The following is a 3,115-nucleotide window of genomic DNA, read 5'->3' as shown; positions in this document are numbered from 1 at the left end:
GCGGAAGGCGGCGACTCCTACGGGATCAGCGGGACAGGCGAGACCCCGCAGTGGAGCGCTAGCGACCGAGGAGGCTCGCCTGCCCGCCCCGTGGAAAGCGTCCGCCTGTAGCGCAAATCAACAGTATCATACTAGAACCTACTCCTTAAAACACCGGAAATACTGGATTCATGGCTCACTAAATTTATATACTTACTTATTTTGTGAGAAAAACCGGGCAAAGTGCTCCCGTTGCTTTCAGAAAGTACAGATTTTATTTTGTTTATTTATTTTTCAACTTATTAAGTATTATGTTAATGTATTTATATGAATAGAAGGAGTGTATAGTAGATGACTCAGACACATGATTTCATTTTAAAACATATACAAGATATTAAATTTGATTTAATAAATCTATTACAAGCAGAATCCCCAAGCTTGGAAAAAGATTTAGTTGATAAAACCGGAGATTTGATAAGGGATATCATCCATAAACGACTTGGTAGTGATTATATTTGTACAGTACATCCACAAATAGAATATGGGAATCACCTTCAATTTGAAAAAAGCGATACATTTAAACCTCGAATATTATTCCTCAGCCATTTTGATACGGTCTGGAAAAAAGGGGAACTTCCCATCCGTGTAGAAGACCAGTTATTATATGGACCTGGCGTTTTTGACATGAAGTCTGGATTATTATCATCAATTTGGGCTGTTACTTCTCTAGAGAAAACCCTTGATACTTTACCCATATCACCTGTATTTCTTTTCACATCTGATGAAGAGATTGGGAGTTTATCATCCAGAGACGTGATTGAAAAAGTTGCGAAAACATGCGATGCCGTATTTGTCATGGAACCTGCTGAAGCACATACGAATGCATTGAAAACAGCTCGAAAAGGTGTTGGTATTTATAAACTTCAAGTACAAGGTGTAAGTGCACATGCTGGGAATCACCATGAAGATGGTGTCAATGCAATATCAGAAGTTGCTAACCTTGTTTTACAACTAGAAGAGCTAACTGATTACTCAAAAGGAACAACAGTAAATGTTGGAACTATTCAAGGAGGCACATTAAGTAATGTTGTACCAGAATACGCCTCGATTGACATCGATTTTCGTGTTACATCATCTGAAGAAGCAAACCGTATTATAAAAAGAATCGAACAATTAACACCAAAAAACCCACTTGCAAAATTGACTATTACAGGTGAGTTGAATCGACCGCCTCTAGAAAGAAACACAGCAAATCAACAGTTATTCGAACTAGCAAAACTAGCTGGAAGACGTTTAAACATGGACGTTAAAGAATCGAGTGTTGGTGGAGGAAGTGATGGCAATTTCACATCTGCCCTGGGTATCCCTACAATAGATGGATTAGGTATTCCAGGAGATGGTCCCCATGCTAGACATGAGCATATTCGATTTGATTTGTTTGCAGAACGTTGTGCCTTAGTAGCAGAATTATGCATCGAATATGGAAATGAGTCATAAGTTTATAGGTGATAGAATATCAAAATTCATCCATAAGATTTGACATTCCAATTTAATACTCTTAGTTGAATTAGAGAAGGAGTTTTAATAATGACAAGTATTTTACCTGAGACTAATCTTGATCAACAACTAATTTTTTGGCGTAGAGACTTTCATCAGTATGCTGAATCTGGATTTTTGGAAATGCGTACAGCTTCAATTGTGGCAGAATATTTGAGCAAACTTGGATATCATTTAAAAGTGGGTTCAGAAGTGATGGTTGCCGAAGCTCGAATGGGAGTTCCCCCAATAGAAATATTGAACAATCATTACAAATGGGCAGAAAAGAATGGTGCTAATTTGCAATGGTTACCTAAATTTGCTGGCGGGATGACTGGCATTGTTGCGACGCTTACTACTGGTAAGGTTGGTCCAACCACTGCATCTCGTGTTGATATGGATGCCCTTGACATTCAAGAAGATTTATCGCAAGAACATGTTCCATTTAAAGATGGCTATGCTTCTATTAATGCCAACATGATGCATGCTTGCGCTCATGATGGACATACAGCTATTGGTCTTGGTTTAGCCACATTACTCATGGAAAATAAGAATTCGTTAACCGGTACCATTAAATTAATTTTCCAACCTGCTGAAGAAGGCACACGTGGAGCTAAATCGATGGTTGAAGCAGGCGTAGTAGAAGATGTTGATTATTTTATTGCAACCCATCTAGGGACCGGCATTCCGACAGGTGAATTCGTGGCTGGAAATTCTGGATATTTAGCGACAACCAAAATGGACGTGACATTTAAAGGAATCGCCTCCCATGCAGGTGGTAAACCGGAAGAAGGACGTAATGCTTTAACCGCAGCAGCTTCAGCCGTATTAGGACTTTATGGCATTCCTCGCCACTCAGCTGGTGCCTCACGTGTTAATGTTGGTGTTATGAATGCTGGGAGTGGCCGAAATGTTATAGCTTCTAATGCTTTTCTTAAAATTGAGACCCGTGGAGAATCCTCTGAAATAAATGAATACATTCGGGATCAAGCCTTATCTGTTTTAGAAGGTGCTGCGAAAATGTATCAAGTAGATGTCAATGTTGATGTTGTGGGAGAAGCTTTAAGTAGTATTCCAAGTAAAGAACTTGTCAATCGCATAACTGCTTGTGCTGAATCTGATCCAGCATTTTCGACAATAACTGCCTGGTCCACAGGTCCATCAGGCTCAGAAGACGCAACATACTTTATGAACCGTGTGATCGAGCTAGGTGGACAAGCAACTTATTGTGTTGTAGGAAGTGACCTAGCCGCTGGACACCACAATGAACGATTTGATATCGATGAAAAATCGTTACGTATTGGAGTTAATGTTTTATACAGGATTGCCCTCGAATTGAATAAATAAGATAAGAAAAGCGCAAAGCGCCTTCTAGCCCGACGCCGGCGCTGGAAGGACCGAATCGAAAGCCTGCTTTCGTATGAGGACCTGAAGCTTAGGTGCGGGCTGGCGCTTGGAGCTAGACATAGCTACTCCAGGTTCAAAAGTATAACTCTGAAAAACATATACTTTCTTATATTGTAAGAAAAACCGGGCAAAGTTGCCCGGTCCTTAAAGAAAGTAGACAGTATCCACTTTGGTTTCTGGTATGATTTCCGTT

2 protein-coding genes are annotated in these 3,115 nt (G+C 40.1%); both read left to right on the top strand.

The window, feature by feature from the left end:
- The first annotated feature begins 330 nt into the window (after positions 1–330).
- Positions 331–1,476, top strand: a complete 1,146-nt coding sequence (locus B371_RS0100880) for a M20 family metallopeptidase (protein ID WP_019412461.1) — start codon at positions 331–333, stop codon at positions 1,474–1,476.
- 90 nt (positions 1,477–1,566) lie between these two features.
- A complete protein-coding gene (locus B371_RS0100875) occupies positions 1,567–2,862 on the top strand; it encodes an amidohydrolase (protein ID WP_019412460.1) in 1,296 nt (431 codons plus the stop codon).
- Positions 2,863–3,115 lie beyond the last annotated feature (253 nt).

It is taken from the genome of Paenisporosarcina sp. TG20, assembly GCF_000286315.1.
In the GTDB taxonomy this organism is placed as follows: Bacteria; Bacillota; Bacilli; order Bacillales_A; family Planococcaceae; genus Paenisporosarcina.
This window is presented reverse-complemented; position numbering and strand designations above follow the sequence as displayed.